Annotated in this window: 25 protein-coding genes and 1 tRNA gene; 17 read left to right on the top strand and 9 right to left on the bottom strand. The window is 63.7% G+C overall.

Translation table 11 applies throughout. The annotated features are described in order from the left end of the window. Positions 1 to 86 precede the first annotated feature (86 nt). Positions 87 to 1868 (top strand): N-acetylglutaminylglutamine amidotransferase, encoded by a 1782-nt coding sequence (locus LQ956_RS10755; RefSeq protein WP_238629939.1) that lies wholly within the window; start codon positions 87 to 89, stop codon positions 1866 to 1868. 189 nt (positions 1869 to 2057) lie between these two features. Next, the gene (gene grxD / locus LQ956_RS10750) at positions 2058 to 2378 is read left to right on the top strand and encodes a Grx4 family monothiol glutaredoxin (protein ID WP_238622841.1); all 321 of its coding nucleotides are present in this window, start codon (positions 2058 to 2060) and stop codon (positions 2376 to 2378) included. A 99-nt stretch (positions 2379 to 2477) separates the two neighbouring features. Here the strand turns inward: grxD and LQ956_RS10745 are convergent, their stop codons facing one another. The 3 genes from LQ956_RS10745 to pyrC are packed head-to-tail and all read right to left on the bottom strand — an operon-like array spanning position 2478 to position 5176. Beyond that, positions 2478 to 3452 (bottom strand): GGDEF domain-containing response regulator, encoded by a 975-nt coding sequence (locus LQ956_RS10745; protein ID WP_238622840.1) that lies wholly within the window; start codon positions 3450 to 3452, stop codon positions 2478 to 2480. A 21-nt stretch (positions 3453 to 3473) separates the two neighbouring features. Beyond that, a complete protein-coding gene (rnt, locus tag LQ956_RS10740; protein ID WP_238622839.1) occupies positions 3474 to 4127 on the bottom strand; it encodes a ribonuclease T in 654 nt (217 codons plus the stop codon). 5 nt (positions 4128 to 4132) lie between these two features. Beyond that, a complete protein-coding gene (pyrC, locus tag LQ956_RS10735; RefSeq protein WP_238629940.1) occupies positions 4133 to 5176 on the bottom strand; it encodes a dihydroorotase in 1044 nt (347 codons plus the stop codon). Positions 5177 to 5484: 308 nt separating this feature from the next. Here pyrC and aceE point away from each other — a divergent pair, with 308 nt between their 5' ends. The 7 genes from aceE (at position 5485) to LQ956_RS10695 (ending at position 15194) form a co-directional block, all read left to right on the top strand. Continuing rightward, positions 5485 to 8148: a pyruvate dehydrogenase (acetyl-transferring), homodimeric type gene (gene aceE, locus LQ956_RS10730; RefSeq protein ID WP_238622837.1), complete on the top strand. Its 2664-nt coding sequence runs from the start codon at positions 5485 to 5487 to the stop codon at positions 8146 to 8148. 105 nt (positions 8149 to 8253) lie between these two features. After that, positions 8254 to 9582 (top strand): dihydrolipoyllysine-residue acetyltransferase, encoded by a 1329-nt coding sequence (gene aceF, locus LQ956_RS10725; RefSeq protein WP_238629941.1) that lies wholly within the window; start codon positions 8254 to 8256, stop codon positions 9580 to 9582. Between the two features lie 40 nt (positions 9583 to 9622). Continuing rightward, positions 9623 to 11392, top strand: a complete 1770-nt coding sequence (gene lpdA / locus LQ956_RS10720; protein WP_238629942.1) for a dihydrolipoyl dehydrogenase — start codon at positions 9623 to 9625, stop codon at positions 11390 to 11392. 57 nt (positions 11393 to 11449) lie between these two features. Further along, positions 11450 to 12298: an OmpA family protein gene (locus tag LQ956_RS10715; RefSeq protein ID WP_238629943.1), complete on the top strand. Its 849-nt coding sequence runs from the start codon at positions 11450 to 11452 to the stop codon at positions 12296 to 12298. A 68-nt stretch (positions 12299 to 12366) separates the two neighbouring features. Next, on the top strand, positions 12367 to 13041 hold the full coding sequence (locus tag LQ956_RS15015; protein ID WP_274521514.1) for a methyl-accepting chemotaxis protein: 675 nt from the start codon (positions 12367 to 12369) through the stop codon (positions 13039 to 13041). 92 nt (positions 13042 to 13133) lie between these two features. Next, on the top strand, positions 13134 to 14348 hold the full coding sequence (locus tag LQ956_RS10700) for an argininosuccinate synthase (protein ID WP_238622833.1): 1215 nt from the start codon (positions 13134 to 13136) through the stop codon (positions 14346 to 14348). Between the two features lie 90 nt (positions 14349 to 14438). Next, entirely contained in the window at positions 14439 to 15194 is a 756-nt protein-coding gene (locus LQ956_RS10695) for an MlaA family lipoprotein (RefSeq protein WP_238622832.1), read from the top strand. Positions 15195 to 15198: 4 nt separating this feature from the next. Here LQ956_RS10695 and LQ956_RS10690 read toward each other — a convergent pair whose 3' ends face one another. Beyond that, the gene (locus tag LQ956_RS10690) at positions 15199 to 16422 is read right to left on the bottom strand and encodes a phospholipase D-like domain-containing protein (RefSeq protein WP_238629944.1); all 1224 of its coding nucleotides are present in this window, start codon (positions 16420 to 16422) and stop codon (positions 15199 to 15201) included. A gap of 96 nt (positions 16423 to 16518) precedes the next feature. Here LQ956_RS10690 and LQ956_RS10685 point away from each other — a divergent pair, with 96 nt between their 5' ends. The 3 genes from LQ956_RS10685 (at position 16519) to LQ956_RS10675 (ending at position 18828) form a co-directional block, all read left to right on the top strand. Continuing rightward, positions 16519 to 17040, top strand: coding sequence for a hypothetical protein (locus LQ956_RS10685; RefSeq protein WP_238622830.1), 522 nt, complete (start codon positions 16519 to 16521; stop codon positions 17038 to 17040). After that, positions 17037 to 18398 carry a UDP-N-acetylmuramate:L-alanyl-gamma-D-glutamyl-meso-diaminopimelate ligase gene (gene mpl, locus LQ956_RS10680; RefSeq protein ID WP_238629945.1) on the top strand — a complete coding sequence of 454 codons (1362 nt, stop codon included), beginning with the start codon at positions 17037 to 17039 and terminating at the stop codon, positions 18396 to 18398. The genes LQ956_RS10685 and mpl overlap by 4 nt, the downstream gene beginning before the upstream one ends. A gap of 61 nt (positions 18399 to 18459) precedes the next feature. After that, the gene (locus LQ956_RS10675; RefSeq protein WP_238622828.1) at positions 18460 to 18828 is read left to right on the top strand and encodes a hypothetical protein; all 369 of its coding nucleotides are present in this window, start codon (positions 18460 to 18462) and stop codon (positions 18826 to 18828) included. On the opposite strand, the gene cyaY is transcribed toward LQ956_RS10675, so the two are convergent. After that, a complete protein-coding gene (gene cyaY / locus LQ956_RS10670; RefSeq protein ID WP_238622827.1) occupies positions 18812 to 19141 on the bottom strand; it encodes an iron donor protein CyaY in 330 nt (109 codons plus the stop codon). The two genes, LQ956_RS10675 and cyaY, sit on opposite strands and share 17 nt — an antisense overlap. A gap of 243 nt (positions 19142 to 19384) precedes the next feature. Between cyaY and LQ956_RS10665 the strand changes: the two genes are divergently transcribed. After that, on the top strand, positions 19385 to 19867 hold the full coding sequence (locus LQ956_RS10665; protein ID WP_238622826.1) for a YajQ family cyclic di-GMP-binding protein: 483 nt from the start codon (positions 19385 to 19387) through the stop codon (positions 19865 to 19867). Between the two features lie 2 nt (positions 19868 to 19869). Here the strand turns inward: LQ956_RS10665 and LQ956_RS10660 are convergent, their stop codons facing one another. After that, entirely contained in the window at positions 19870 to 20193 is a 324-nt protein-coding gene (locus LQ956_RS10660) for a hypothetical protein (protein ID WP_238622825.1), read from the bottom strand. Positions 20194 to 20246: 53 nt separating this feature from the next. On the opposite strand from LQ956_RS10660, the gene LQ956_RS10655 reads away from it, so the two are divergent. Together LQ956_RS10655 and LQ956_RS10650 are read left to right on the top strand one after the other, a co-directional pair. Beyond that, positions 20247 to 20825: a Rieske (2Fe-2S) protein gene (locus tag LQ956_RS10655; protein ID WP_238629946.1), complete on the top strand. Its 579-nt coding sequence runs from the start codon at positions 20247 to 20249 to the stop codon at positions 20823 to 20825. A gap of 310 nt (positions 20826 to 21135) precedes the next feature. Beyond that, a complete protein-coding gene (locus LQ956_RS10650) occupies positions 21136 to 21915 on the top strand; it encodes a class I SAM-dependent methyltransferase (protein ID WP_238630375.1) in 780 nt (259 codons plus the stop codon). Positions 21916 to 21930: 15 nt separating this feature from the next. Here the strand turns inward: LQ956_RS10650 and LQ956_RS10645 are convergent, their stop codons facing one another. From LQ956_RS10645 to LQ956_RS10635, 3 genes are all read right to left on the bottom strand, one after another. After that, positions 21931 to 22149, bottom strand: coding sequence for a SlyX family protein (locus LQ956_RS10645; RefSeq protein ID WP_238622305.1), 219 nt, complete (start codon positions 22147 to 22149; stop codon positions 21931 to 21933). 8 nt (positions 22150 to 22157) lie between these two features. After that, complete coding sequence (locus tag LQ956_RS10640; protein ID WP_238629948.1) at positions 22158 to 23126, bottom strand: 2-hydroxyacid dehydrogenase; 969 nt, start codon at positions 23124 to 23126, stop codon at positions 22158 to 22160. A gap of 102 nt (positions 23127 to 23228) precedes the next feature. Continuing rightward, positions 23229 to 23900 carry a Bax inhibitor-1/YccA family protein gene (locus LQ956_RS10635; protein WP_238622307.1) on the bottom strand — a complete coding sequence of 224 codons (672 nt, stop codon included), beginning with the start codon at positions 23898 to 23900 and terminating at the stop codon, positions 23229 to 23231. A 239-nt stretch (positions 23901 to 24139) separates the two neighbouring features. On the opposite strand from LQ956_RS10635, the gene LQ956_RS10630 reads away from it, so the two are divergent. Both LQ956_RS10630 and sugE read left to right on the top strand, forming a co-directional pair. Further along, a tRNA-Ser gene (locus LQ956_RS10630) sits at positions 24140 to 24227 on the top strand. Positions 24228 to 24327: 100 nt separating this feature from the next. Continuing rightward, positions 24328 to 24642, top strand: a complete 315-nt coding sequence (sugE, locus tag LQ956_RS10625) for a quaternary ammonium compound efflux SMR transporter SugE (protein ID WP_238622334.1) — start codon at positions 24328 to 24330, stop codon at positions 24640 to 24642. Positions 24643 to 25222: the final 580 nt, after the last annotated feature.

Raw genomic sequence — 25222 nt, 5'->3', positions numbered from 1 at the left:
TTGATCATGTTCCATTCGCCCCAATCTCCTGTATTGTGTGAAGATTGCGTCTGGCACCCCCACTCCAAGGACCCATACCGACCCCCATGTGCGGCATCTGCGGCGAACTGAATTTCAACGATTCCCTCCCCGATCTTGAATCCATCCGGCGCATGCTGGATCGGCTGCGTCGCCGTGGTCCAGATCATGAAGGCAGTTATTCCGATGGCCCCCTGGCCATGGGGCACCGTCGCCTGTCCATCCTGGATCTGTCCGACCGGGCCAACCAGCCCATGCTGGATCCCGAGCTGGGCCTGGCGGTGGTCTTCAACGGCACGATCTACAACTTCCGCGAACTGCGCCGAGAGCTTGAAGACCGCTACCGGTTCTTTTCCAGCGGCGACACGGAGGTCATTCTCAAGGCCTACCACGCCTGGGGCGAGGACTGCGTCAAGCGCTTTCACGGCATGTTCGCCTTTGCCGTCTGGGATCTGCGCCGGCGACGCCTGTTCATGGCCCGGGACCGCATGGGCATCAAGCCCCTTTACTACAGTCACACGGACCGGCGCCTGCGCTTTGCCTCCAACATCCAGGCCTTGCTGGCCGCGGGGGAGGTGGATACGGACATCGATCCGGTGGCCCTGCATCATCACTTCACCCTGCACGCGGTGGTACCCGCCCCCCGCACCCTCTTCAAGGGCGTGAGAAAACTCCAGCCCGGTCATACCCTCACCGTGGAGCAGGATGGCCGCACCCGGTTGCAACGCTACTGGCAGCTGGAGGCCACCCGCCCCGGCAAAGAGCAGACTCCGGAGGCATGGACCGAGGCCGTGCATGATGCCCTGCGGCGCTCGGTCAAGCGGCGCCTGGAGATTTCCGATGTGCCCGTGGGGGTGCTGCTCTCCGGTGGACTGGATTCCAGCCTGCTGGTAGCCCTGCTGGCGGAGTCGGGGGCCACGGGGCTCAAGACCTTCACCGTGGGCTTTGAGGACCAGCCCGAGGAGAAGGGCAGCGAATTCGAGTTTTCCGACCCGGTGGCCGAACGCTATGCCACCGACCATCATCGTTTTCATGTGCCCAACGACCAGGTTCTGGCCCGTCTGCCCGAGGCGGTGGACCAGATGGCCGAGCCCATGGTGGGGCAGGATGCGGTAGCCTTCTACCTGCTGTCTGAGCAGGTCTCGCGGCACGTGAAGGTGGTGCAGTCGGGGCAGGGGGCGGATGAGGTCTTTGCCGGGTATTTCTGGTATCCGCGGATGGCGGCGGAGACGGAAGGCACCTTGGTGGAGCGCTTCCGTCGACACTATTTCGACCGGGATCAGCCCGAGTTTGCCCGCATGGTGAATCCGGCCCTGGTGGGGGAGGACCATACGGCCCGGCTCATTGAGGCGGCCCTGAACGAGCCGGGCGCGGACACCTTCCTGGATGCGGTGTTGCGCCTGGATGTCACCACCCTGGTGGTGGATGATCCGGTCAAGCGGGTGGACAACATGACCATGGCCTGGGGGCTGGAGGCCCGGGTGCCGTTCCTGGATCATGAACTGGTGGAGCTGGCGGCCCGCATGCCGCCGGCGCTGAAGCTGGCCCAGGGCGGCAAGGGCGTGCTCAAGCAGGTTGCCCGGGGGCTGCTGCCGGATGCGGTCATCGACCGTCCCAAGGGCTATTTCCCGCTACCAGCCCTCAAGTACGTGCGGGGGGAGTTTCTGGACTTCATGCGGGACATCCTGGATTCCCGGGTGTGCCGGGAACGGGGGCTTTACCAGCGGGACTATGTGGAGACCCTGCTCAAGGCCCCGGAGCAACATCTGACCCGCATCCAGGGCAGTAAACTCTGGCATCTGGCCCTGCTGGAATTCTGGCTGCAGCGCCAGGGGATCCATGCCGGCTAGACGCCGTCGCCCGGGAACAAACCAATTTTCATGTTCTGATGTCCAATCACGTTGAATCGGTCAGTTGTGTTGAACCAAGTCATTTTTACGCTGAATTCACTTTCCATTTGAATTGAGTCACTCCCGCTTGCGCGGGCGTGACGGGATTTGCCCCGGCTGGGGCTTTTCATAAACACGAGGTCAAACGAAGTGGACGCTCTGGATCGTATCAGGCAGCAGGTCGAGGAAAACCCCGTCATCATCTACATGAAGGGAACGCCCCAGTTTCCCATGTGCGGTTTCTCCAACCGGGCTGCCACGGCACTCAAGGCCTGTGGGGCACCCTTTGCCTATGTGAATATCCTGGCAGACCAGGAGATCATGCAGGCGTTGCCCGGCTTTGCCGACTGGCCCACGTTTCCGCAGATCTATATCAAGGGTGAGCTGATCGGTGGCTGTGACATCACCCTGGAGATGTTCGAGTCCGGGGAACTGCAGACGCTGGTCAAGGAAGCCGCCGGGGAGGAATGACGCGGCAGCGTCCCGTTCGCCGGCAGGCCGGCTCCCACAGGCAAAGCCATCCCCGTGGGAGCGGCCCTCGGCCGCGAACAGGCCGCGGCACGTCGCCGGTCAGGTCACCACCACCCGGGCGCCGCTCTGACCTCGTGCCTGATTCAGGTTGCTCCGGGTCTGCTTCATCAGTTCCCGGATGGTCATCAGCGGCTGATCCGACCGATGGAAATGGGCGCCGATGGAGACCAGGATCGGGACCGACCCTTCCGAGGTCTGGATCCCGTCCCGGGTGATGCTGGCCAGGACCCGCTTGAAAAGATCCCGATTGAAACCCTCGGGAGAATGCACGTGCATCAACAGGGCAAACTCCTCTTCGGCAATCCTGGCGACCAGATCCGTGGGGCGTACGGCCAGGCGCAGACGCCTGGCAAAGCCCATCAGCACCTCCGAGCTTAGGTCCTTGTGCGGAGACACCTGTTCGTCGTCCTGCTGATCCAGGCTCACCAGGGCCAGGCAGAATCCACCCCCCCGGGCCTGGGTTTCCAGTACCAAGGCCTCCAGACGCTGATTCAGGGCCCGCTGGTTGGCCAGAGCGGTGATGGGATCCGTGGTGGACTGCTGTTCCAGCAGACGGTTGGCGGTTTCCAGCGCCGAGGAGGTTTCCATCAGGCGGTTCTGCAGCATGGCAACCCGACCGGCGGCATAGATCCGTGCCGCCAGCTGGACATCCTGAATCGGTTTGGTCAGGAAGTCGTCGGCACCCTCGTGGAAGGCCTGCAGCATGGCCTTGTCCTCATCCTTGGAAGTGAACAGGATGATGGAAGTATAGCGACCGGCCTCATCATCCCGCCGACGGATGGCCGCCGCGAGCTCCAGGCCGTTCATCTCCGGCATGACCCAGTCCGCGATCACCACGTCCGCACGTCTTTGCGCCAGCGCGTCCAGGGCTTCCGCGGCGGACCCCGCCAGCCTGACATCGTCATAGCCGATGCGCTCCAGGGTATTCCTGAGTACGGTCCGGCTGTACTGCATGTCGTCAACGACCAGAATGGACAGCGGCGGCGGCATCGGAGCTTCTCGTTGTTGATCCATGACCCGTTTCCTATAAGAAACTCATAAGGCCTTGTCCATGGCGGACCCTTCCGTCGGCAATATCCCGCGGTTCCAACGGTTCATGACGTCACAGAAGATGTCGGCCGTTTTTTCCGCATCATAGGTGGCGGAGTGGGCCTCGGCGTTGTCCCAGGGCAGGCCGGCCTCCTTCACCGCCTTGGCCAGCACGGTCTGTCCATAGGCCAGGGCCGACAGGGTCACGGTATCCAGATTGCTGAAGGGATGAAAGGGATTGCGCTTCACCTGGGCCCGCTCGGCGGTAGCGTTCACGAAGGCCAGGTCAAAGCCGGCATTGTGGCCCACCAGGATGGCTCGGGTGCAGTGATTGCGCTTGATGTCCTGGCGGACCTCGCGAAATACCCGCTGCAGGGCCTCGTCCTCGGGCAGGGCGATGCGCAGGGGGTGCCAGGGGTTGATGCCGTTCACTTCCAGGGACTTGGGGTCCATGTTGGCCCCCTCGAAGGGCTGGACATGGCAGGACAGGGTGTGGTCCCGCTGGATGAAACCGTCCTTGTCCATGCGCAGGAACACGGCCGCGATCTGCAGCAGGGCATCGGTTTTGGGATTGAAGCCGCCGGTTTCAACATCCACCACCACGGGCAGAAAACCACGGAAACGGTTGCCCATGGGGCGGAAGTTCAATTCGTCTGTCATGGGCGCTAGATTACCAGCTTCCAGTCCAGCGTGCCGCCGGCCCGCATGGGCACCACCGTGGCATCTGCAAAGGGATATGCCTCCGGCACCGTCCACGGTTCCCGCCGCAGGGTGACGAAGTCCTCGTTCACCGGCAGGCCATGGAAGGCGGGACCGAACAGGCTGGCAAACCCTTCCAGCTTGTCCAGGGCACCTGCCTGCTCGAAGGCCTCTGCATAGAGTTCGATGGCGGCCGGGGCGCTGAAGATGCCGGCGCAGCCGCAGGCGGATTCCTTGGCGCCCTTGGGATGGGGGGCGCTGTCGGTGCCCAGGAAGAAGCGGGGATGCCCCTGTGCCAGGGCTTCCATGATGGCCGCCCGGTGGGTCTCGCGCTTGAGCACCGGCAGACAGTAGTGATGGGGCCGCAGTCCCCCCTGGAACAGGGCGTTGCGATTCATGAGGATGTGCTGGGGCGTGACCGTGGCCGCGACCCGGTCCGGCGCCCGGCGTACGAAGTCCACCGCCTGGGCCGTGGTGATGTGTTCCAGAACCACCTTCAGGCCATGGAAGCGCTCCACCAGCGGTGCCAGGACCTGCTCGATGAACACCGCTTCCCGGTCGAACACGTCCACGCCCGGATCGGTGGCCTCGCCGTGGATCATCAGCGGCAGCCCCAGATCCTGCATTGCCTGCAGGGTGGGATAGATGTGGCGGATATCGGTCACGCCGGCATCGGAATGGGTGGTGGCACCGGCCGGATACAGCTTCGCGCCAAAGACCACCCCGCTGTCTACCGCCTTTTTGATCTCCTCCGGTGAGGTCTGGTCGGTGAGATAGATTGTCATCAATGGTTCGAATCTCATCTCTTTGGGAACGGCATCGAGAATGCGTCGGCGATAGGCGACGGCCTGTTCTACACTGACGATCGGGGGCTTGAGATTGGGCATGATGATGGCGCGGCCGAAACATCTGGCGGTATGCGGCACTGCACTATCAAGGGCGCTCCCGTCCCGAACATGCAAATGCCAGTCATCGGGGCGTCTGATGCGCAGTTCCTGGATTGTCGTCATTGTGTCGCTGTTTCCTGTTTTTATTGCAGAAATGTGTTGCAGTGAAGCATGAAAAGCCGCATTTCGATTCCTTGACCTGGTGATGCAAAAGCTAGAACATGATTCGGCAGATGGCGCCGCTCGGCGATGAGTTTCCTGCTCGATGTGAATCGGATGGTCGTGTTTCAGGTCGGGATTGATGTGGACATAAAAATAATAAAGTCCGGTCGGAATAATATCAGCAAGTATCCCGTTTTGTCTGAACTACACCCCCATGGGGTGCGCCTGTGTGCGCCCGCAGCGAAGGGGTCCTGGATGGAGAAAAAGTGATGACGGCGCAGCAACTGCCTCAAGACCTGGATACCCAGGAAACCCACGAATGGCTTGATGCCCTGGAAGCGGTCATCCAGGCCGATGGCCCGGAACGGGCCCATTATCTGCTGGAACGTCTGGTGGATCAGGCTCGGCGTTCCGGCGCCTTCCTGCCGTATTCTGCCAACACCGCCTACGTGAACACCATCCCGCCCCACCTGGAGCCTGAATTTCCCGGGAATGCGGAGCTGGAGCACCGGATCCGCTCCTACATCCGCTGGAATGCCCTGATGATGGTGGTCAAGGCCAACGGGATCAGTACGGAGCTGGGTGGACATATTGCCAGCTTCGCCTCCGCCGCCACCCTTTATGACGTGGGCTTCAATCATTTCTGGCGCGCCCCTTCCCATGAGCATGGTGGGGACCTGCTCTTCATCCAGGGCCATTCCGCCCCCGGGGTCTATGCCCGTTCCTTCCTGGAAGGGCGCCTCACCGAAGCCCAGCTGGATCGCTTCCGTCAGGAAGTGGGCGGCGGCGGGCTGTCTTCCTATCCGCACCCCTGGTTGATGCCCGACTACTGGCAGTTCCCCACGGTGAGCATGGGTCTGGGTCCCATCACCGCCATCATGCAGGCGCGCTTCATGAAGTACATGAACGACCGCGAGCTGGCCAGCAGCCGGGATCGCAAGGTCTGGTGCTTCATCGGCGACGGTGAGACCGACGAGCCCGAATCCCTGGGTTCCATCTCGCTGGCGGCCCGGGAAAAACTGGACAACCTGATCTTTGTGGTCAATTGCAACCTGCAGCGCCTGGACGGGCCGGTGCGAGGCAACGGCAAGATCGTGCAGGAGTTGGAGGCTGTGTTCCGCGGCGCGGGCTGGAATGTCATCAAGGTACTCTGGGGCAGCTACTGGGATCCCCTGCTGGCCAAGGACACCAAGGGTCTGCTCAAGCAGCGCATGATGGAGGCCGTGGACGGGGACTACCAGAACTACAAGGCCAAGGACGGCGCTTATGTCCGGGAGCATTTCTTCGGTAAATACCCCGAACTCAAGGCCATGGTGGCCAATATGTCCGACGACGATGTCTGGCGCCTGAACCGGGGCGGGCACGACCCTTTCAAGGTCCATGCCGCCTACCATGAGGCGGTCAATCATGTCGGCCAGCCCACCGTGATCCTGGCCCAGACCGTGAAGGGGTACGGCATGGGGACTGCCGGCGAGGGCCAGATGCGTGCTCACCAGCAGAAGAAGCTGGGCATGGACGAGCTCAAGACCTTCCGTAGCCGTTTCAGCATCCCGCTCACCGACGAGCAGGTGCAGCGGATGGAATACATCAAGCCGCCGGAAGACGCCCCCGAGATGCGCTACATGCATGAACGGCGCAAGGCCCTGGGCGGGTTTCTGCCGGTGCGCAAATCCTCGGTGGCGCCCCTGGAGATCCCCGACCTCTCCCTGTTCGACGGTGCCCTGGAATCTTCCGGGGACCGGGAGCTGTCCACCACCATGGCGCTGGTGCGCATGCTCACTCAACTGATCCGGGACAAGAAGATCGGCCGTCACATCGTCCCCATCGTGCCGGATGAGGCCCGTACCTTCGGTATGGAGGGACTGTTCCGGCAACTGGGGATCTACTCCTCCGTGGGGCAGCTCTACACGCCTCAGGACAAGGACCAGGTGATGTTCTACAAGGAAGACAAGAAGGGCCAGATCCTGGAGGAGGGGATCAACGAGGCCGGCGCCCTGTCGTCGTGGATGGCGGCGGCCACCGCCTACAGCGTGCACGGCGTGAGCATGATCCCCTTCTACATCTTCTACTCCATGTTCGGCTTCCAGCGGGTGGGGGACCTGATCTGGGCGGCGGGTGACATGCAGGCTCGGGGTTTCCTCCTGGGCGGCACCGCCGGACGGACCACCCTCTCCGGTGAGGGGTTGCAGCATCAGGACGGACACAGCCACCCGATGGCCGCCAATGTGCCCAACTGCATCAGCTACGACCCTACCTTCGCCTATGAGGTGGCGGTGATCCTCCATGACGGCCTGCGCCGCATGTACGTCAACCAGGAAAACGTCTTCTACTACATCACCGTCATGAACGAGAACTATACTCAGCCGGCGATGCCGGAAGGGGCGGCCGAGGGGATCCGCAAGGGACTGTACCTGCTCAAGGAAGGCGGGCAGGGCGAGCTGCGGGTCCAGCTCATGGGCTCGGGCACGATCCTGCGGGAGGTGATTGCCGCCGCCGATCTGCTCAAGGATGATTTCGGCGTGGAAGCGGACATCTGGAGCGCCACCAGCTTCAACGAACTGGCCCGGGACGGCCGTGATGCGGAGCGCTGGAATCTGTTGCATCCCAAGGCCGAACCCCGCCGGAGCTGGGTCGGCCAATGCCTGGGGGATCGCCAGGGGCCGGTGGTGGCCTCCACCGACTATGTCAGGGCCTTTGCCGACCAGATCCGGGCCTGGGTCCCCGGGCGTTACACGGTGCTGGGCACCGACGGCTTTGGCCGCAGCGATCTACGCGCCCGGCTGCGGCATCACTTCGAGGTGGATCGCTACTACGTGGCCCTGGCTGCCCTCAAGGCCCTGGCAGACGAAGGCCGGATCCCGGCGGAACGGGTCAGCGAGGCCATCGTCAAGTATGAGATCGATGTGGACAAGCCCAACCCTCTGCGCGCCTGAGGCGCCGGTCCGCATCCATTGTGACGTGCATCACCGGCCGGCGCGTCTGTCCCGTCCCGTCGCCTGCCGCCACCGGTGAACCCAATCTTTCAAAGGAGTTGCGCCATGGGCAACGTGGTTGAAATCAAGGTCCCCGACATCGGTGATTTCAAGGATGTGGAAATCATCGAGGTGCTGGTGGGGGAGGGGGATACGGTCAAGCCGGAGGATCCGCTGATCACCCTGGAATCCGACAAGGCTTCCATCGACATCCCTGCTCCCCGGGGCGGGACCGTGCGCGGCATGAAGGTCAAGGTGGGAGACCGGGTCTCCCAGGGGGTGGCCATTCTGGATCTGGAACCGGAAGAGGGGGGTAAGACGCCAACGCCTGACAAGGCCCCGGAACCGTCGCCGCAACAGGCAGCCCCCCCCCGGCCGGAAACGGCTCAGGCCCCGGCGCCCGAGCCGGAGAGGCCCCGGGAGGCCGTCCGGGACGAAGCGGTGCCCTCGCCCGGTCCGCGGCCTTCCCCCACGGCTGGGATGGTGGACGAGACGGCCTTTCGCAAGGCCTTGGCCTCGCCGGGGGTGCGTCGGTTTGCCCGGGAACTGGGGGTGGATCTGGGCAAGGTGGAGGGCAAGGGCCGCAAGGGGCGCATCCTCAAGGAGGACGTGCAGGCCTTCGTCAAGCACGCCCTGACCGCTGCACCGGCGGCCCTGCCGGGTCTTGCACCGCCGCCGAAGATCGACTTCTCCCGCTTCGGTCCGGTCAAGACCCAGGCCCTGACCCGCATCAACCGCCTCACCGGGGAGAACCTGCACCGCAACTGGGTGAGTATCCCTCATGTCACCCAGTTCGACGAGGCGGACATCACCGAGCTGGATGCCTTCCGCAAGTCCCTGGTGGCCGAATACAAGGACAAGGGGGTGAAGATCACCTTCCTCGTGTTCCTGATGAAGGCCCTGGTCTCGGCCCTGAAGGAGTATCCCCGGGTCAATGCCTCGCTGGATGCGGGCGGGGAAAACCTGATCCTGAAACAATATTTTCACCTGGGCATCGCCGTGGACACCCCCGATGGTCTGGTGGTACCGGTGATCCGGGATGTGGACCGCAAGAACCTGGTGGAGCTGGCCAATGAGATGGCCGAGGTCTCCGAGAAGGCCCGCAAGCGTCGTCTCAAGCCTGACGACATGCAGGGCGGGTGCATCACCATCACCAGCCTGGGGGGGATCGGCGGCACTCAGTTCACTCCCATCGTCAACGCCCCGGAGGTGGCGATTCTGGGGGTCTCGCGGGCCAGGATGCAGCCGGTCTGGGATGGCAAGGCCTTTGTGCCCCGACTGATTCTGCCCCTGTCCCTGTCCTATGATCATCGGGTCATCGACGGTGCCCTGGGCGCCCGTTTCACCAGCTGTCTGAGCGGTCTGCTGTCGGACATGCGGCGCATGCTGTTGTAGCAGGCCGACTCCCACCACTGCAGAAAGGAGTTTTGAATCCATGGCTCAGACACGCACCATCCAGGTCCCCGACATCGGCGATTTCAAGGATGTGGAAATCATCGACATCCTTGTCGCCCCGGGCGACACCGTCAGACCCGAAGACCCGCTTATCACCCTGGAGTCCGACAAGGCCTCCATCGACATCCCGGCCCCGGTGGGAGGGACCATCGGTAAACTGCTGGTGAAAAAGGGTGACAAGGTCTCCCAGGGTACGGCCATCCTGGAGTTGGAGGCCGAGTCCGCCGAGGCCTCCCGGCAGCAGGACACCGCCCCCCCGCAACCCCCCACACCGGATACCGAGAACGCATCCAGCGGTCCTGAGTCGGCTCCCGGGCCGACCCCTGAATCGACCGATGACGCGGACATCCGGTGCGGCCTGCTGGTGCTGGGCTCCGGTCCCGGGGGCTATACTGCCGCCTTCCGGGCCGCCGACCTGGGCCTGGACGTGGTCATGGTGGAGCGTTATTCGGAGATCGGAGGGGTCTGTCTGAACGTCGGCTGCATTCCCTCCAAGGCCCTGCTCCATGCCGCCCAGGTGATCGAGGAGGCGGAGACCTTCGCCCCGCATGGCATCCGCTTCGGCAGGCCGCAAATCGACCTGCCTGCGCTGGCCGCTTACAAGGATGGTGTGGTAGGCAAGCTCACCGGTGGCCTCAAGCATCTGGCTAAACAGCGCAAGGTGAGGGTGGTGCAGGGTGTGGGACGTTTCAGTTCGCCCCATCTCCTGACCGTGGCCGGGGAGGATGGTGAGCAGCGGATCCGTTTTGAGCAGGCCGTCGTCGCCGTGGGTTCCCGGCCCGTGCATCTGCCCGGTTTTCCCTGGGATGATCCGCGGGTGATGGATTCCACCGGTGCCCTGGAACTGCAGGATATACCCGGTCGTTTGCTGGTGGTGGGCGGCGGCATCATCGGGCTTGAGATGGCTTGTGTCTATGATGCGCTGGGTTCGAAGGTGACGGTCTGCGAGCTGTCGAAGGATCTGATGCCCGGTGCCGACCGTGACCTGGTCAAGCCGCTGGAAAAACGGATCAAGGACCGCTATGAGAATATCTTCACCGGTACCCGCGTGACCCGGGCGGAGGCCGTGGCCGACGGTATCCAGGTCTGGTTCGAGGGCGGTAATGCCCCGGTGCAGGATACCTTCGACCGGGTCCTGGTGGCGGTGGGGCGCCTGCCCAACGGCGGCCGGATCGATGCGGAAGCGGCGGGCATCGAGGTGGACGAACACGGCTTCATCAAGGTGGACCGGCAGATGCGGACCAACGTCGACCATATTTTCGCCATCGGCGACGTGGTGGGTGGCCCGATGCTGGCCCACAAGGCCAGCCACGAAGCCAAGGTGGCCGCCGAGGTGGCAGCGGGCCAAAAATCCCATTTCGATGCCCGTGCCATCCCCAGCGTGGCCTATACCCACCCGGAGGTGGCCTGGATGGGGCTCACCGAGACGCAGGCCAAGGCGGAAGGGATCGAGTACACCAAGGGGGTCTTCCCGTGGGCGGCCAGTGGTCGTGCCATCAGCGTGGGGGGCGAGGCCGGTCTGACCAAGCTGCTGCTGGATGATCAGCAGCGGGTGATCGGTGCCGGCATCGTCGGTCCCAACGCCGGGGAACTGATCGCCGAGGCCCTGCTGGCCCTGGAAATGGGGGCAGACGTGGAAGATCTGGGGCTGACGGTGCATCCCCATCCCACCCTGTCGGAAACCCTCTGTTTCGCGGCGGAGGTGGCCCACGGCTCGGTCACCGACATCCTGCCGCCGCGGCGGCGTTAGGGGGGAGGGGTGAGGGAAGTCCTCAACTTCCCTCACCCCCCGCCGATAAACCCAGGCATGAACGCTCGTTACGCCATCCTCTTGTTCTGCCTGCCGCCCATCAGCCTGTGGGCCGCCGACTATGGCCCTCGCATGGAACAGGCCCAGTGGATCGTGACCCAGGAGCCGGACCTGTGCGAACTGATCCAGCCCATCCCTCGCTACGGCATCGCCCGTTTCCAGGCCGGCCCGGGACGCACACTGAGTTTCCACCTGGATCCGCGTATCCCGCTGAATGCCCCCGATGTGGGCCTGTTATCCCTGCAGGCGCCGGACTGGCGCCACGATCTGGTTTCGCAGGACTTGGGGGCGGTGCCCGCCCTGGCCGGGGATAGCCTGCTGCGGCTGGGACGGGAGGAGGCCCTGACCCTCTACTATGGCCTGGAAACCGGCCATGAGGTCCTGGTGCAACACCCGGACCCCGGCCATGGTGCCCGAGACATTCGGGTGACCCTCTCGCCCCTGCGTTTCCGGGAGGTTTTGGCGGATTTTCGTGCCTGCCAGGGGGAACTCAGGGCACTGGACTTCGAGATCCTCGATGACTGGCGCATCCACTTCGATTTCGACGAGGCCCGTATCCGCCCGGATCAGTATGCCGAACTGGACCGGTTCCTGGCGGTGCTCAGGGACAGCCCTGCCGGCCGGGTCGTCCTTGGCGGTCATGCGGACGAGCGCGGCACCGAGGCCTATAACGACGCCCTGTCCCTGCGCCGGGCACATGCCGTGCAGGCCTATCTGCAAGGGCGGGGGATTGCGGCAGATCGGATAGAGACCCGTGCTTTCGGCCAGTCATGGCCCCTGGATACGGCCGGGACGGAAGCGGCCTGGGCCCTTAATCGCCGTGTGGACATCTGGCTGGCCCGGTAAGGGCTGAAATCCATCGTCTCTACAGGGCGCAGGGACTACACTACGATCCTTACTGCGGAGCCCCGAGCATGCCCACCCATACGGCCGATGAAAGCACTGAACTGGATGCCTTGAACAGCATCGCCAGTCGAATGAACGGATTCCTTTACCGGTGCCGCAACGATGACCAGTACACCATGCTGGTGATTTCCGGGCGTGCCCGGGATCTTACGGGCTATGGCCGGGATGAATTGCGACTGAACCGGTCGGTGTCCTACGCCTCCCTGATTCACCCGGAGGATTCGGCCGCCGTCGACGAGGCCATCAGCCAGGCCGTAGCCGCCGGCGGCCACTGGGACGTGGATTACCGCATTCGACACCGTGACGGCAGTCTGCGCTGGGTCAATGAACAGGGTGGCCCGGTGCTTGATCAGGAAGGGAAACTGCTGCATCTGGAGGGTGCGGTGACCGACATTCGACGGCGCAGGGAAATGGAATCCGCGCGGCATGAACAGATCGCCGCCGTGAACCGGCTGAGCAACTCGATCTTCGCGGAGTCCAACCAGATCCTGATCGTGCTCAAGGCCCTGCGCATGCTCAGCCTCAATGCCAGTATCGAGGCCGCACGGGCCGGAGAGCACGGACGCGGCTTTGCGGTGGTGGCCAAGGAAGTAAATCGTCTGGCGGATCAGACCGGCTTGTTCGCCGGCAATATCAGTGATCTCATGCTGGAGCTGGAGCAGGAGCTCAAGCGCAAGATCTGATCACCGAAGGTGTCGTCCATTCCTTACCCGGTCCCAGTTTCGTTATACTGCCCCCCCTGTACCACTTACGTCTTTCCCAGGGGTTGCCTTACATGGCCAATGATGTGAAAAAGGTCGTCCTCGCCTATTCGGGCGGGCTGGATACGTCGGTCATCCTCAAGTGGCTTGAGGATACCTATGGCTGCGAGGTGGTGACCTTTACCGCCGACATCGGCCAGGGCGAGGAGCTGGAACCGGCTCGAGCCAAGGCCCAGGCCATGGGCGTGAAGGAAATCTACATCGACGATCTGCGCGAGGAATTCGTGCGCGATTTCGTCTTCCCCATGTTCCGCGCCAATGCCCTCTACGAGGGTGAATATCTGCTGGGCACCTCTATCGCCCGTCCCCTGATTGCCAAGCGCCTGGTGGAGATCGCCAACGAGACCGGCGCCGATGCCGTTTCCCACGGCGCCACCGGCAAGGGCAACGACCAAGTGCGTTTCGAGCTGGGCGCCTATGCCCTCAAGCCCGGTATCCGGGTCATCGCCCCCTGGCGGGAATGGGACCTGAACTCCCGGGAAAAGTTGCTGGCCTACGCCGATCAGCATGGCATCCCGGTGGAGATGAAGCGAGGCAAGAAGTCCCCGTATTCCATGGACGCCAACCTGCTGCACATCTCCTACGAGGGTGGGCCCTTGGAAGATCCCTGGTTCGAGGCCGAGGAAGACATGTGGCGCTGGAGTGTCTCCCCCGAGGCCGCTCCGGACAAGCCGGAATACCTGGAAATCAGCTACGAGCGCGGTGATCCGGTAGCCCTCAACGGCGAGGCCATGAGCCCAGCCACCCTGCTGGCCACCCTGAACCGGATCGGCGGTGCCCACGGCATCGGCCGCCTGGACCTGGTGGAGAACCGTTATGTGGGCATGAAATCCCGCGGCTGCTACGAAACCCCCGGCGGCACCATCCTGCTCAGGGCCCATCGTGCCATCGAGTCCATCACCATGGACCGGGAGGCGGCCCACCTGAAGGACGAGCTGATGCCTCGCTACGCCAGCCTGATCTACAACGGCTACTGGTGGAGTCCGGAACGACTGATGATGCAGTCCCTGATCGATGCTTCCCAGGCCCATGTGAACGGCGTGGTGCGGATCAAGCTCTACAAGGGCAACGTCATCGTGGCCGGCCGCAAGTCCGAATCCGACAGCCTGTTTGATGCCCATATCGCCACCTTCGAGGATGATGCCGGCGCCTACAACCAGAAGGATGCGGAAGGCTTCATCAAGCTCAACGCCCTGCGCATGCGCATCGCCGCCCAGCGGGGACGGTAAGGGAAGGTACCCCTCTCCCCTCAGGGGAGAGGGGTTGGGGTGAGGGGAATAATACCCCCCACGTGTTCACCGTTGCCACAGGTATTGCCCGTGAAGCTCTCCAAGCCCCGTCACCCGATCTGGTTGTTGCTGCTGACCGTCCTGCTTCTACCCGCCTGTGCCACCGTCCCTCCGGAGTCCCGTGACCCGCGCGACCCCTGGGAGGGCTACAACCGGGCCATGTTCCAGTTCAATGACGCGGTGGACTCCGCCGTGATCAAGCCCGTGGCCGAGGGCTATGAGCGCTACGCCCCCCAGCCGGTGCAGACCGGTGTCACCAACTTCTTTTCCAACCTGCGGGACGTGGTCAACATGGCCAACAACACCCTGCAGTTCAAGTTCCACGATGCCGCCTCGGACCTGACGCGCATCATCATGAATACCAGTTTCGGGGTGTTCGGGCTGTTCGACGTGGCCAGTCCCATGGGGCTGGAAAAGAGCAACGAGGACTTCGGGCAGACCCTGGGGCGTTGGGGGGTATCCTCCGGGCCGTACGTGGTGCTGCCCTTCCTGGGACCCAGCACCCTGCGGGATGCTCCGGCCCGGGTGGTGGACGGGGTGACCCATCCGCTGTACTACTACGATGAGACCGGCGTTCGCAATGCCCTGCTGGTGGTGGACATCATCGATATGCGAGCGGGCTTTTTGCCCACCGAGCGTGCCCTGGAAGACGTCGCCACTGACCGCTACATGGCCTTGCGCAATGCCTACCTGCAGCGGCGGGAGTATCTGGTGCGTGACGGTGCCCCCGGCGAAGACCAGTACGACTTGCTGCGGGAACTGGAAGATTGGGACGACGATTTCTGAGCCGTCACCTCGCCCTGGAGGCGGGGTTCGACGCCGGCAGCGCATGGATGCCCCGGCGCAACGCCTTGTCCGCCTCCCGCACATCCCGCATGTAGCTGAGTTGCATCAGCCATTCATCCAGGGCACCAAACAGGCGCTCCATCAGACGATGCCAGCGGCCTCGTGCCTGCCACTCCTGCAGGGTCCATTCCCGGGCCTGCGCCAGATCGCCCGCAAACAGGCCGGCCAGTTCCGCCACGGTGTATGGGGCGGTCACCACCTGATTGGCTTCCAGATTCCAGCGCAAGGTCCAGTGATCCAGGTTGCTGGAGCCCACGCTGCCCCAGTCATCACAGACCACATACTTGGCATGCAGGCAGCGCGGTTCGTACTCAAAGATACGGACTCCCGACCGCAGTAGCCGCCCGTAGAAGCGCCGCCCCGCATGCCTGACCGCCGGCTGGTCCGTCTTCGGACCTGGCAGCAGCAGCCGTACATCCACGCCGTTGCGGGCGGCCCGGGCCAGCACCCGGCGCAGACGCAGGGTGGGCACAAAATAGGCCGTGGTGATCCACACTCGCCGCCGTGACTTCTTGACGGCGGCGATCACCGACCGCATCACCGACCGTCCCCCCAGGACGCTGTTACCCACTACCCGTCCATCTGCCGGGCCGTGGTCACCGGCCCGGGGGGCCGGCAACGTCAGGGGGTAGGCATGCCAGCGGGCCCAGGTTCTGGCGAACAGCTGTTCCCAATCCGACACGCAGGGTCCACGGATCTCCAGCATGACCTCATGCCAGGCCAGGTCGCCGGCAAAGCGGGGATCAAAATCATCGGTCAGCCCGGCACCGCCCACGAAGGCCACCCGGCCATCCACAGCCAGCAGTTTGCGGTGGTTCCGGAACAGGGACAGATGGAGTCGTTTCAGACCCAGCGGGTTATACATGCCCAGTTGCACGCCATGGGCCAGCAGGCGCCCCCGGTCGCCACCGGAGAGGGCCAGACTGCCGAAATCATCCAGCAGGACGCAGACCTCCACGCCACGGGTTGCAGTCAGGCACAGGGCATCGATGAAACGGGTGGTCAGTGCACCGGAGCTGCACAGATACATCTCCAGCAGCACCCGCTCTCGGGCCGATTCGATGGCGTCCACCATGGCGGGAAAGAAATCATCACCATCGACCCTGAGCCGATAGCGGTGAGGTCCCCGGGCCGGCGGGGAGCGGCGTGTCTTGAACGGCGTGTCCATGTCGGGTTCTGCTGTGTACCGGGAGGGACATGATATCCTTGCACGAATCTCAAACGACCGTCAGCGAATCATCAGGACGTCATCCAAGGGCCGTGCATGTACGCGTTGATCAAACCCTTCATCCAGTTGACCTTCATGCAGAAAGGCCCCGAGGACCTGCCGGCCTCCGCCATGCTGCTGTGGCTGTGCGTCATTGCCTACCTGCTGGTGGGCCTGATTGTGGCCCTGCCGTTCTACCCCTTCCAGCTGGCCATCCTGCAGACCGGCCTGGAACTGGCCCTGCTGGCGGGCTATACCGCCCTGCTATTGTCCTGGCGGGGGGTGCCGGGCCGGTTCAACCAGACCTTGAGCGCCTTGCTGGGTGTGGGTGTGATCCTGGGGCTCCTGATGCTGCCCCTGGTCTACAACCTGCGCGGGGCCGAGACTCCCACCGAGATCCCGGTCTACATCACCGTGGGCTATCTGGTCCTGCTGGGCTGGCTGCTGACCACCTACGGCAATATCCTGCGCAGCGCCCTGGGCCTGCAGACCGTGGCCGGGGGCGTGGCACTGGCGGTACTGTACCTGATGCTGGCGGCCATCGCCGGTGAAATGCTCTACACGGCGATCATGCCGTGAGTCACGTCCATATCCTGGGTATTTGCGGCACTTTCATGGCCGGCGTGGCCCTGCTGGCCAGGGCCGCCGGTCACCACGTGACCGGTTCGGACCAGCAGGTCTACCCGCCCATGAGCACGCTACTGGCGGCCCATGGCATCTCCGTCAGCGAGGGCTACGATCCCGCCCACCTGGACCCGGCGCCGGATGTGGTGGTGGTCGGCAACGTGATGACCCGCGGTAATCCGGCGGTGGAATACGTGCTCAACCGCGGCATTCCCTACACCTCCGGCCCCCGGTGGCTGGCTGAGCATGTGCTCAAGGATCGCTGGGTGCTGGCGGTGGCCGGAACCCACGGCAAGACCACCACCGCGAGCCTATTGGCCTGGATACTGGAGGATGCGGGACTGTCTCCCGGGTTTCTCATCGGCGGAGTGCCGGATAATTTCCAGGTCTCGGCCCGGCTGGGGGAGACGCCCTTCTTCGTGGTGGAGGCCGACGAATACGATACCGCTTTTTTCGATAAGCGCTCCAAGTTCGTCCATTACCACCCCAGGACCCTGATCCTGAACAACCTGGAATACGATCACGCCGATATCTTTCCGGATCTGGCCGCCATCGAGCGTCAGTTCCATCATCTGGTGCGTACCGTGCCGAGCGAGGGGCGCATCCTTTGCCAGGGCACCGATGCCGCTTTGGCGCGGGTGCTGGCCATGGGGTGCTGGACCCCGGTGGAGCGTTTCGGGTCTGATGGCGGGCTGGAGTGGCGGGGAGAGGCCCTGAGTCCCGACGGCAGTCGCTTTCGTCTCCATCACCGGGACACCCCGGTGGGCGAGGCCCGTTGGTCCATGCCCGGCCATCACAACATGAGCAACGCCGTGGCGGCCCTGGCAGCGGCCAGGCATGTGGGGGTGCCGGTTGAGGCCGGTTTGTCGGCGCTGTCACGCTTTGCCGGGGTCAAGCGGCGGTTGCAGGCGCGGGGCACGGTCGGCGGGGTGACGGTCCATGATGACTTTGCCCATCATCCCACTGCCATCGCCGCCACCCTTGAGGCCCTGCGTGGGCGGGTGGGGGAGGCCCGCATCCTGGCGGTGCTGGAACCCCGTTCCAACACCATGCGCATGGGTGTCCATCGACAGACCCTGGCGGCCTCGTTGGCCGGGGCGGATCAGGTGTTCGTGTTCGCGCCACCGGATCTGGGCTGGGACGCGGCGGCGGTGACGGGCGAACTGGCGGGGCGGGGGGAGTCCGCGGCGACCCTGGATGCCCTGCTGGCGCGCCTGGTGGCGAGCGCCCGGCCCGGTGACCATGTGCTGATCATGAGCAACGGAGGCTTCGGCGGGCTGCACGAGCGGCTGTTGGGAGCGCTTTCAGCCTGAATGAGCGCGCCGCCCCCATGGATTACACTATGGCCGCCAACCCAACCGGAAACCGTCATTCATGATCTCCCAGGAAGAATTCGCCACTCACCGCGAAGATTTTGCGTCCTTCGTCGCCACCATCCATCGCTTTGCCACCCTGCTGTTCATCATCAGCTTCATTGGTTACGGGGCGGCCGTCTGGGTCTGGTTCCAGGGCGCCACCTGGACGGCGCTGATCGTGGCCACCCTGTCCTACCTGTTCTTCCGCCAGTTCCGGCGCCTGTCCCTGAACATGGCCCGCATCAAGTACACCCTGCAGCCCCGTTATCATCCCATGCTGCTGCTGGTGGACCGGATGTTGGAAGACCACAAGCCCGCCGTGGTGGTGGGGCAGCTCGAATCCCTGCTGAAAAAGCCGGAAGAGACGCCGTCTAGTCCGGAATCCTGATCGCCTCACCGAGCTTCTGGCTCAGCACCCGGTTCAGGGTCTCCAGCAGACCTTCGCCGGTGCGGTCGTTTACCCAGCCTGCGCCGCCGGTGCCCTGATTGAAATGGGCCGGCCCCTCCGGTGAGGCCAGCCAGAGCTGGCGCACCGGCTCCTGCCGGTTGATGATCAGCTTGCTGCCGTCATCAAATTCCATTTTCAGCACCCCGTCCACCAGATCCATGTCCAGATCCGCCAGCGCGTCCACTTCGCTCATGCGTTCCACCAGGGATTCCAGGGCCTGTTCCGCCTGCACGGCAAAGGAGACTGGGTTCATGGCAAGGTTCCTCGGAAGAGATGGAAAGCCCGGACGGTATTGGATTGTCGGGCCAATAGCAAATCCTCCGGAACCGCCGGGCAGGGCATGCTCCCTTCGCGCCTGTGGGCCTGATTGGATTCCCGCTTTCGCGGGAATGACGGCAATGATGCTCCCTTCGTGCCCGTGGGCCTGATCCCGATGGAGGCGTCCTGCGCGCATTTTGATAGACTTGCGCGCTGATTCAGCAAAGCGGAGAAGACCATGCCTTCATTCGACGTGGTGTCCGAAGTGGACATGCAGGAACTGCGCAACGCCGTCGACCAGACCAAGCGCGAAGTGGAGAACCGTTACGACTTCAAGGGCAGCCCCGCCGACGTGGAACAGAGCGAGGCCGAGTTGACCCTGTTCGGCGCCTCCGAATTCCAGGTGGACCAAGTGATGGACATCCTCACCCAGAAGCTGGCCAAGCGGGGCATCGACGTAGGCTGTCTGGAATCCGGCAAGCTGGACGAGGGGGGCGGCAAGGTCCGTCGCGTGGTGACCATCCGGCAGGGCATCGACCAGGATCTGGCCAGGAAGATCATCCGTCTGATCAAGGACAGCAAGCTCAAGGTGCAGGCCTCCATCCAGGGCGAGAAGATCCGGGTCACCGGCAAGAAGCGTGATGACTTGCAGGATGCCATCGCCCTGCTGCGCAAGGCTGAGCTGGAGCTGCCCCTACAGTACGATAACTTCAGGGACTGAAGTTACTGTTCCATGCTGCCGTCCACATCCATGCCGGGGACCCAGCCCTCGGCCTTGGCGCGGGCTATGGCTTCATCGTGGATACGGGTATGGCGTTCCCGCAGCTCAGGTGGTAGCCGACTGACCAGCAGGCCATGCTGATCCCACGCGGCGGCCACTTTGTCATGGAGCATCTGGATCTGGGCATGGGTCCAGCCCTCGCAGGTCTCCGTCTCGGGGATCAGGCCGAACACCCAGGCATCCTTGATGATGCCGCCGATGGGCGTCATGCCGCCGTGAAGGTCGTTGTGGATGCCGACGTAGGCTTGTCTGGAAGGGGTGTTCATCGCATGTTCCCGGATCATTGTGAAATTCCTCATTATTCCCGGATGGATCGCTCATGACCACTGAAGAATCGGATGCTCGCGTCTACTACCGGGTTGCCCTCAAGCTCATGGCCCTGCTGGGGATACTGGCGCTGGTCTATGCCATGATCTCCGGCTTTCTGAGCGAGCCGCGTACCAGTCATGTCCTGACCAAGTCCGTGGACATCACCGCGCTGGCGCCGGGGGAGATGCTGGAGGTGGAATGGAGCGGTCGTCCCGTACTGGTACTGCGCCGGAGCGAGGCCATGGCGGCAGCGGATGCGGCCTTTGTCGAGCGCCTCTATGATCCGGGTTCCCGTTTCAGCCGCCAGCCCCGTGCCTATCGCAACGATCATCGCTCCGCGGCGCCGGACGTATTCGTGGCCTTTGCCATCGGCACCGACCTGGGTTGCCGCCTGGATCTGGTGGTCCCCGAGATCGCGACGGAGCAGGGCTGGGGTGGGGGGATTGTCGACCGCTGCCGGGGAGGGCGTTACGACTTCGCCGGCCGGGTCCATGACGGCCAGGCCGCCCGGCGCAACCTGGAGGTGCCGGATTATCGACTGCATCCGGATGGCCGGGTGATCCTGGGCGAAACGCCTGCTTCCGACTGAACCTTTCCCGTGAGTCATTTCTCGCGTTCGAGATCGTCCTCCGTCATTCCCGTGTCCAAGATTGTCCACCGTCATTCCCGCATAAGCGGGAATCCATTTTTCACCGGGGCAGTTCATGGATGGTTCCCCGTCATTCCCGCGTAAGCGGGAATCCACGTGCAGGCTGGGTATTCTGGATTCCCGCCTTCGCGGGAATGACGACAGGGGTGGGCAAATGACGCCGGGGGAGTTCCAAGCGACGCCGGGGCTTTCCAAACGACTTCAAATGACGGCAGAGCGGCTTTCCACTTTGGCAACCGAGACAGATCCTGTGAACGGCCTTTCCATCGACTACGACACACCCGACACCCGGGACCGGGCCGAGCACCTGGCTCGGCAACTGGGCCTGCCCCTGCAGGGACCGGAACACCCGGGGGGGCAGGTCCTGGTGGTCACCCCCGAGCGTCTGGAACTGCGCCAGACCGGCCCGGGCGCACCGGGACCCGTCTACGTGGATTTTGCCGGTGGACGCCTGGGCTATCGCGATCGCCAGTCCAGCCCGCGCAACGAGCCCTTGGCCCGTGCCGCAGGACTCAAAAAGGGTCATCGCCCCGACGTGGTGGACGCCACCGCCGGCCTGGGCCGGGATGCCTTCATCCTGGCCGGCCTGGGCTGCCGGGTCACCCTGCTGGAGCGCCATCCGGTTATTGCCGCCCTCCTGGCCGATGGTCTGGCTCGGGCCGCCCGGGTGCCCTCGCTGTCATCGACCATCGGGCGCATGACCCTGATTTCGGGCGATGCCGTTCAATGGCTGAGCAGCCATCGGACCGACGTGGTCTGCCTGGACCCCATGTACCCTCACCGGGACAAGCAGGCCCTGGTCAAGAAGGAAATGCGGGTGTTTCGTACCCTGGTGGGGGATGACAAGGACGCCGCCGCACTGCTGGAGGCCGCGCTGGGGGCGGCCCGGGAGCGGGTGGTGGTCAAGCGGCCGGCGAGGGGCGAGCACCTGGGGGGCAGGGCACCCAGTCACACCCTGCCGGGCAGCAGCACCCGGTTCGACGTCTACCTTACCCCCTTCTCCCCTCCGGGGGAGAAGGGCCGGGGATGAGGGGGCGAGTGGATGTCAGTAATGGGGCGGGGGCGGCTCCGGTAGCTGCGCTCCGGAGGACTGATGCTCCATCAACTCCAGCAGCCGCAGTCGCAGCCCTTCCACCTGCAACTGCAGACGATCGATCTCCTGCTGCTGCCTGGTCACCACGTCATTGAGATCCTGGCACAGGGCCTCCTGATGGGCCATGCGGATCTCCAGTTCCACCATTCTTTCGCTCACGGCATCCGACATGTCCGCCCTCACCCGTTCACCTGATTGATGATCTCACCGGCCACAAAACCGGCAATGTTCCGCGCCAGCGCATCCACCATCCGCTGCCGGGCCTCCACCGCCGCCCAGGCCACATGGGGCGTGATGATCAGATTCGGGATATCCCCCGCCAGCAGCGGGTGATCCGCCGGGGGCGGCTCCTGTTCCAGCACGTCGATGCCCGCTCCGCCCAGTCGTTTTTCCCGCAGGGCCTGCGCCAGGGCCTGGTTATCCACCACCGCACCCCGGGCCGTGTTGATCAGCAGGGCATCCGGCTTCATCCGGGCCAGGCGCCGGGCATTCATGAGTCGCTCGGTCCGGGGCGTGAGGGGGCAGTGCAGACTGATGATGTCCGAGTCGGCCAGCACATCATCCAGCGGCAGACGCCCCGATTGCGGTGGATCGCCCCGCAGACTCTCCGCTACCAGCACCCCCAGGCCGAAGGCCCTTGCGGCATCGGCGGTGGCCCGTCCCAGCACCCCGTAGCCGATGATCCCCAGTTGGCGTCCCGCCAGCTCACGGATGGGATGGTCGAGGATGCAGAACTGACGGCCGGCATGCCAGCGTCCCTCCCGAACATCCCGCTGATAGGCGTCCAGGCGGACGGTCAGGGCCAGGATCAGGGCAAAGACATGCTGTACCACGGAGGCGGTGGCATAGTCCCTGACATTGCAGATCACAATGCCCCGTTCAGCGGCGGCTTCCAGATCCACGTTGTTGGTGCCCGTGGCCGCCAGGCAGACCAGCTTTAGCCGCGGCGCGGCGGACAGGGCCTGCCTGTCCAGCACTACCTTGTTGGTGATGATCACCTGGGCCTCCCGGATCCGCTCGGCCACCTGTGCCGGCGTGGTGTAGTCATGGAAGTTCCAGTGGGGCAGGGCATGCTTCAGGGGGGAGAGATCCAGGTCGCCCCGATCCAGGGTTTCCAGGTCCAGGAATACGCCGTGTTCGATCTGCATGTGCACCGTTCCATTCTTGGGTCTTCAGGCGAGGCAAGCAAGAAGGCCCCGGGGCGATGCCCGGGGCCTTCGGTCACGTGTCCGCAATGGCTCGAACGGTGATCAGTTATCGCCGGTGAGCATGGCAAACAGGTTCATCAGGTGCAGGAACAGCACGTAGATGTTGGCGAACAGGGAGACCGTCATCACCACGTAGTTGGCCTCACCGTCGTGCACCATGCGGCTGGTGTCCCACAGGATGGCCGCCGACACCAGCAGCACCACGGCCGAGGAAATGGCCAGGGACAGGGCTGGAATGGCCAAGAACAGATTGGCCACGATGGCCGCCAGGACCACCAGGAAGCCCACGAACACGAAGCCGCCCAGGAAGCTGAAGTCCTTGCGGGTGATCAGCGCATAGGCGGACAGGCCCACAAACACCAGTGCCGTGCTGGCCAGTGCGCCACCCACTACGCCCGGACCGTTGGGCAGGCTCAGATACATGCCTACGATGGGGCCGAGGATATAGCCCATCACGCCGGTGAACACGAACACCAGCGGCAGGCTCCAGATGCTGTTGCGCAGATAATTGATCAGGAAGGGGAAGCCGATGAAAAAGGCCAGCATGAACAGCCAGTGAACCGGCTGGGCGCCCACGGCCATGGCCACGAAGGCCATCACGGCGCTGAAGGCCAGGGTCATGGACAACAGCATGTAGGTGTTGCGGATGACCTTGTTGGAGGCCAGGACGCCTTCGGCCGGACGGCTGACGGCGGTGACGCGCTCGGTTGACATGGTGGATGCTCCTCTTTGACGGGATGGAATGACGAACATCAAGTGTGTCCGTGATGGCGCTAAGGTACTTGATTGGCGGCGCAGGATCAAAACCGGCGACGGTCGCCGGAATCTGAGACCGGCAGGTTTCGTGCCTTGTTCCCGTGGGACCGTTGCGCCGGGTTGCCCGAGTTGTCGCTTTTTCTCCGGACGGTTAAACTAGCGCGCTTGAAGACCCCTCGCCTGCAAGGCATCCCCGCGGAAGGGTGGCAGAGTGGTCGATTGCACTGGTCTTGAAAACCAGCGACGGGCGACCGTCCGTGGGTTCGAATCCCACCCCTTCCGCCATCCCCTTGATTAAAAATGTCATTTCTCCGCGCAGGACGACCTGCGTGTGCCTGCCAAACCCGGGGACGACCCCGCCGATTCGTGGAGATTCATCATGAACATGGCGTGGATTGCCCTCACCATCGCCGGCTTGCTCGAAGTGGTCTGGGCCATCGGCCTCAAGGCCAGCGAAGGCTTTACCCGTCTGTGGCCCAGTGTGATGACCCTGACGGCCATGTCCGCCAGTTTTTGGCTGCTGGCCCAGGCCATGAAGACCATCCCGGTGGGCACGGCCTACGCCATCTGGGTGGGCATCGGTGTGGTCGGCACCTTCATCCTCGGCATCCTTTACTACGGCGAGACCCTGTCCCTGCTGCGGGTACTGAGCGTGCTGCTGATCGTCGCGGGATTAGTGGGGCTCAAATTGGCCGGGTGAATAAAGTCGGCTTTTCCCTCGTCTGAATCCGGTGAATGGAATCCGTCATTCCCGCACAAGCGGGAATCCAGTCTGAGTCTCGAACCTGCCTGTGAAATTGCCGAAGTCATTCCCGCGCAGGCGGGAATCCAGTCTTGAGACAGAGCGTGCTCATGGGCCTGGCCCCGTCATTCCCGCGTACGCAAGCGGGAATCCAGTGGCAGACTGGAAATTCTGGACTCCCACTTTCGCGGGAGTGACGGGGAGGTTTCGCGGGAGTGACGGGGAGGTTTTGCGGGAGTGACGGAGAGGTTTTGCGGGGGTGACGGAGAGGTTTTGCAGGGGTGGCGAAGAGGTTCCGTGGGGGTGGCACAAGGGGGGGGATGAGTGATGAGGGGCTTTTTGGGAGGGCGGAGAGTGGCTTTTCGAGGAATGAGGGAGAGGGACGAGGGAGCGACGGCAAAGCGCTTCTTCAATGGGTTTCCGGGTGCCAAATGTTGACGGTCTATGTTTTTTTCTGTATTGGATAGAGGCAAGGATGGTGGTCGATGCGCATCATTGAGGCTCGCCGCCCTATTTTTTTGCCGCCGGCCATCGGGCG

This window comes from Ectothiorhodospira lacustris, from assembly GCF_022227845.1.
Lineage (GTDB): Bacteria > Pseudomonadota > Gammaproteobacteria > Ectothiorhodospirales > Ectothiorhodospiraceae > Ectothiorhodospira > Ectothiorhodospira lacustris.
This window is presented reverse-complemented; position numbering and strand designations above follow the sequence as displayed.

Bases quoted from the DNA above. Each gene is read 5' to 3' on its own strand.
- LQ956_RS10755 (WP_238629939.1), top strand. From the start codon at position 87: ATGTGCGGCATCTGCGGCGAACTGAATTTCAACGATTCCCTCCCCGAT.
- LQ956_RS10745 (WP_238622840.1), bottom strand. From the start codon at position 3,452: ATGGATCAACAACGAGAAGCTCCGATGCCGCCGCCGCTGTCCATTCTG.
- rnt (WP_238622839.1), bottom strand. From the start codon at position 4,127: ATGACAGACGAATTGAACTTCCGCCCCATGGGCAACCGTTTCCGTGGT.
- pyrC (WP_238629940.1), bottom strand. From the start codon at position 5,176: ATGACGACAATCCAGGAACTGCGCATCAGACGCCCCGATGACTGGCAT.
- aceE (WP_238622837.1), top strand. From the start codon at position 5,485: ATGACGGCGCAGCAACTGCCTCAAGACCTGGATACCCAGGAAACCCAC.
- aceF (WP_238629941.1), top strand. From the start codon at position 8,254: ATGGGCAACGTGGTTGAAATCAAGGTCCCCGACATCGGTGATTTCAAG.
- lpdA (WP_238629942.1), top strand. From the start codon at position 9,623: ATGGCTCAGACACGCACCATCCAGGTCCCCGACATCGGCGATTTCAAG.
- LQ956_RS10715 (WP_238629943.1), top strand. From the start codon at position 11,450: ATGAACGCTCGTTACGCCATCCTCTTGTTCTGCCTGCCGCCCATCAGC.
- LQ956_RS15015 (WP_274521514.1), top strand. From the start codon at position 12,367: ATGCCCACCCATACGGCCGATGAAAGCACTGAACTGGATGCCTTGAAC.
- LQ956_RS10700 (WP_238622833.1), top strand. From the start codon at position 13,134: ATGGCCAATGATGTGAAAAAGGTCGTCCTCGCCTATTCGGGCGGGCTG.
- LQ956_RS10690 (WP_238629944.1), bottom strand. From the start codon at position 16,422: ATGGACACGCCGTTCAAGACACGCCGCTCCCCGCCGGCCCGGGGACCT.
- LQ956_RS10685 (WP_238622830.1), top strand. From the start codon at position 16,519: ATGTACGCGTTGATCAAACCCTTCATCCAGTTGACCTTCATGCAGAAA.
- LQ956_RS10675 (WP_238622828.1), top strand. From the start codon at position 18,460: ATGATCTCCCAGGAAGAATTCGCCACTCACCGCGAAGATTTTGCGTCC.
- cyaY (WP_238622827.1), bottom strand. From the start codon at position 19,141: ATGAACCCAGTCTCCTTTGCCGTGCAGGCGGAACAGGCCCTGGAATCC.
- LQ956_RS10665 (WP_238622826.1), top strand. From the start codon at position 19,385: ATGCCTTCATTCGACGTGGTGTCCGAAGTGGACATGCAGGAACTGCGC.
- LQ956_RS10660 (WP_238622825.1), bottom strand. From the start codon at position 20,193: ATGAACACCCCTTCCAGACAAGCCTACGTCGGCATCCACAACGACCTT.
- LQ956_RS10655 (WP_238629946.1), top strand. From the start codon at position 20,247: ATGACCACTGAAGAATCGGATGCTCGCGTCTACTACCGGGTTGCCCTC.
- LQ956_RS10645 (WP_238622305.1), bottom strand. From the start codon at position 22,149: ATGTCGGATGCCGTGAGCGAAAGAATGGTGGAACTGGAGATCCGCATG.
- LQ956_RS10640 (WP_238629948.1), bottom strand. From the start codon at position 23,126: ATGCAGATCGAACACGGCGTATTCCTGGACCTGGAAACCCTGGATCGG.
- LQ956_RS10635 (WP_238622307.1), bottom strand. From the start codon at position 23,900: ATGTCAACCGAGCGCGTCACCGCCGTCAGCCGTCCGGCCGAAGGCGTC.
- sugE (WP_238622334.1), top strand. From the start codon at position 24,328: ATGGCGTGGATTGCCCTCACCATCGCCGGCTTGCTCGAAGTGGTCTGG.